This is a genomic window from Flavicella sp. (assembly GCF_029238425.1).
In the GTDB taxonomy this organism is placed as follows: domain Bacteria; phylum Bacteroidota; class Bacteroidia; order Flavobacteriales; family Flavobacteriaceae; genus Flavicella.
Genome location: NZ_JAQWGB010000135.1, coordinates 1 through 4,844 on the forward strand (window position 1 = coordinate 1; position 4,844 = coordinate 4,844).

General features: G+C 34.6%; 1 protein-coding gene and 1 pseudogene. Both read left to right on the forward strand.

The annotated features are described in order from the left end of the window. Positions 1 to 4,281, forward strand: a 4,281-nt coding sequence (locus P8H68_RS09990; RefSeq protein WP_300324334.1) for a T9SS type A sorting domain-containing protein, incomplete at its 5' end; no start/stop codon positions are given. A 215-nt stretch (positions 4,282 to 4,496) separates the two neighbouring features. Continuing rightward, positions 4,497 to 4,844: pseudogene (locus tag P8H68_RS09995) on the forward strand (hypothetical protein); the annotation flags it as partial.

Here is a 4,844-nt window from a genome sequence, read left to right on the forward strand (position 1 = left end):
ACACCAAATATAACTTCAGCAACAGATACAACAGCCGATTATCTGGATATTGATTCAGATGATGATGGTATTCCTGATAATATCGAGGCTCAATCTACTCAAAGTTATACGGTGCCTTCTGGAAATGTTGGACTGAATGGAGTGGATGCTGCTTATGAAAATAATGATGCATTTACAGCAACTGGACTTTCTCCAAATAATTATGATGGAGCAACTGAATTAGATTTTAGAAATACGGATTCTGATAACGATGGTGTTTTGGATACAGATGAAAGTGGTTTGTCTGATGTTTTAAATTCAGGTAGTACTGCAGATAGTGATGGCGATGGTTTAGTTGATAAATATGATGTTGACCTATTGGCTTATAATGTAAATAATTCTATCACAGATCCTATTTCTGAATTGACCGATACTGACGAGGACGCTAGTGCACTAGGAGATGTTGATTATAGAGATGCTAGTTCTGATTTTGATAAAGATGGAGATGGAATACCTGATAATGCGGATTTAGATGATGACAATGATGGGATTTTAGATACTGTTGAAAGTGGAATATACTTACCTGATGCCGATGAGGATAATGATGGGATTCCAAATTATATGGATGTTTCTGATGATACCCCTGGAGATGGTGCAACAGATACCAATTATACAGATGGAAATGCTGATGGCATTGCTGATGTATATGATTTTGATAATGATGGAATACCGAATCACCTCGATATTGACTCTGATAATGATGGGATACCTGATAATATAGAAGGACAAGTAACAGATGGTTATGTAGCACCTAGTGGAATAGGAGCTGGAATTACAGATGTAAATAACGATGGTGTTGATGATAATTATGCTGGAGGATTGAGTCCTGTTGAAACAACTGTTGGTACCTCTGATTACTTGAATGAAGATTCTGATAATGATGGTGTAGATGATATTGATGAGAACGGAATTATAGAATCAGGGAGTTTGGGCACTGATAGTGATAATGATGGTTTGGATGATATCTTTGAAGGGGCTGAATTGAATGATGTAGATGTGAATGATGAAATTAACGATCCGAATGCGAGTCTTCCAAATACGGATGGTGCTAATGATGTTGATTATAGAGATACAAATAATAATCCACCCCCAGTAAGTGCTGATTTGGGAACGATTTTATGGCTTAGAGCAGATAAGGAAGTAACTGGAAGTTCTTTAGTATCAAGTTGGGAAGATCAGAGTGGTGACAAGGATGCAAGTGCATCGTCAAATCAACCTGAAAAGATTGACGTTGGACTAAATTTCAATCCTACGATTCAATTTGATGGCTCTGAATATATGGAAATTGCAAGCAGTGTCTTGGGAAATAATTTAAGTTATGATGCTATTTGGGCATATACTGTTGTAAAATCAGATGCCAATCAGATAGGTTATGTTTTTAGTGAAGCGGAAACTTCAGGTAGGTTGGCCATGAATGTAACGAATAATACAAATGTTAATTTTCAACATGGAAACAATACCTCCAATGATAATGGAGGGGTAATGGCTGTAAATGAATTTAATTTATTTACCTATGGAGCAAATGTCAATAGCACTACTCCAAATGGCAATTCTAGATCGATATCACAGAATGGATTGACTATTGATACAGACACAGGAACAAATTCTGGTACAGGAAATAATCAAACGATGTTTATTGGATCTCAAACAGCGGGATCAAATCAATTTACGGGTGAAATTGCAGAAATCATCATTACAAATGTGGTTCCAGATAAAAATAGACAGCAACAAATACAGTCGTATTTAGCAATCAAATATGGAATTACGTTGGATAAAACGGATTCTGATGGAGATGATGACTTTGGGGGATCAAATCCTGATGTTATTCAGGGGAGTTACCTACTCGAAGATTTAACAACAACAGTTTGGGATTATGCAGCCAATGCAGGATATCATAATGATGTTGCTGGTATTGGTAGGGATGATGACATGGCTTTGGTACAAAAGCAATCAAAATCTATTAGTTTAGATGCTATCGTTACTATAGGATTAGGAGATATTGCTGCTTCAAACGCTGCTAATTCAAATAATATAAATGGTAATAAGTCTTTTTTAATGTGGGGGAATAACGGAGCTAATATTTCTAGTACTTCTTCAAAAACCTTATTGTGTTCTCCTGAGAAACAAATGGACAGAGTTTGGAAAGCTGTTGAAACAGGTACTATTGGATCTGTAGAGGTTTCTGTTATTGAAGACAATGGATTGAATAATGCTGATGATTTTGTGTTGTCTACTGTTTTAAATACAGCCAATACAGTGAAGTTATTAAAAGTAGCAGATGATCCTGCATTTACTACCAATGTGAATTATTACCCATTAACAGATCAAGGAGTTTATCAATCGGCAAAAGTTGACTTTATTGGTACGCAGTATTTTACATTTTGTGAAGTCAATGGTATATTCTGGAATGGTGATTCGAATAGTTGGACTGGAGGTTCTAGTGAAAGCGTTACAGGGGCACCAACAATAGATGCTGTAAATTCTGCAGCTGATGGAGATAAGGTTTTAGTTATTGATGCAGAAAGTACACTTACGAATGGAATTATGGAAAGTAGTGCTAATGTGGGGTGTGCTTGGGTAAGAGAAGATTCTAAATTAGTTGTAAATAATGATCAGTTTTTAGAGGTTAATGGAGAGTTTGTTCTAGATGGTGAAATTCGATTGATAGGAGATGCTCAATTGATTCAGTCTCATATAGGTTTATCCAATGTCCAGGGAGACGGAATTGTATACAGAGATCAACAAGGAAGTGTACCCAATTCATATCGTTATCATTACTGGTCATCACCTGTGGTCAAGTCATTAGGGAATACAAACTTTAAGGTTCAAGATGTAATGCATGATGGTACTACACCTACATCTGAAAACTCAGCTAAAAAAGAAATAAATTTTGTTTCTTATTCAGATTTAAATTCGTTAAACGGAGCTGCTACAGATCCAATAACAATAGCTAATTATTGGATCTACACTTATTTTAATGGAACAAGTAGAAGCGATTGGTCGCAGAAATTAGATGATGGAAATATAAATATCGGTGAAGGGTATACTATGAAAAGTACAGGAAGATCACCGCAGAATTATACATTTATTGGTACTCCAAATGATGGAACTATTTCAAAAACTATTTCTCCGAATACAACTTCTCTATTAGGTAATCCATATCCGAGTGTATTAAATGTTAGTGAGTTTATATCAGATAATGATGGTTCTATAGATGGAACAATTTATTTTTGGGAACATACTGGGGAAACGACAACTGAAGGTAATGTTGAAGGTCATGGTAAATATGGATATGAAGGTGGGTATTCTCAACGAAATCAGGCTATGGGTGTAGCGGCCAACGTGTATACAACCACAGATGGAACGGCTGGTTTTGGAGAGGGAGGTTATAAAGAACCTTCTCAATATATAGCAGTAGGACAAGGGTTCTTTGTTTCAGCAGGAGCATCACAAGGTGGTGTAGTTACTTTTCAAAACTCTCAAAGAGCTTTCAGTAATGACAACGTGTTGTTTAAGTCTGGTGGAAAAGTAAAAAAATCAAACAATGATCAAATTCCAAATTTTAAAATAGGGTTTGATTACGTAAATGAACAAAATAATGAGGTTCATAGACAGCTAGGAATAAACTTTAAGCAAGGAAATACTCTTGAAAACTATGAAAGTGGGTATGATAGTTCTGTCTTTGATATTCAAGACACTGACATTTTTTGGGATATTCCAGAAATTGATTTGAATTTAATTATTGCAGGAGTTGGTCAAATTGAAAATGATTTGCATGTTCCTCTTGGAATAGTTATTGAAGAGAATCAGACAGTTAAGTTAATGGTAGATGGTAAAGAATATATGGATTCCTATGATTCCTATCTTGTTGATCTTTTAAATGGTAGGATTTATGACTTGTCTAATACTATATCTTTAACACTGGACAAAGGAGTATATTCTGATAGGTTTGGACTTGTTTTTAGAGAAAAGGATGCCTTGTCTGTAAAAACTAATAGTTTTGGAGATAATACTTTGATATATCAAGATGATAGCACTCAAGAACTTGTTGTTTATACGGTGGAAAAGAAGGTGTTTAAGATTGAATTATATTCGGCTTTAGGTAAAAAAATATTAGAAAATAAATTAAATACAAGTTCTGAAGAAGTAAGGATCTTGACTGAGACCATTGCTGATGGAATTTATATTGTTAAGGTTTTTACCGATAAAGGGATGTTAAGCAAAAAGATATTAATTAAGTAAGGCAAATTTTTGTTTTTGAAATCATATTAATTCTATTGGCAACGAGCAAAAGATTTATCTCATTCATATCTAGAATTTTTTCCTATTATGTACAGAGCAATATTCATGTATCAATATCTGCGGGAGCATTAGTTTTAATAACAGGATTGTATTTTAATGTTGATATGACATATTCTGCGTTTTTTATCAGCTTATCTACATGTTTTTCTTACAATATGATACGATATTTGAAGTCTAAGAATGAACTTCTGAAACCAGAAATACAGAAATGGTTTGATGAAAATTTAAAAGGCTTGTTGGTTTTAAATGGTGTTGTTCTTCTATTATTAATTGACTGTGTGTTAAAAATGCGACTCGAGGAGCTGTTTTTTATTCTGCCTTTTGCGCTCTGCACTTTGTTTTATATGTTGCCAACAGTAAGGGTTTTCAGGAAAAAAGTGTTTCTAAGAAATGTACCAGGACTGAAAATATTTTTAATAGCTGTTGCTTGGGCAGGTTTGACCACGTTGTATCCGTTTTATCACAACTCTTTGCCAATTGGTTTGAATGAATGGTTGGTTTTT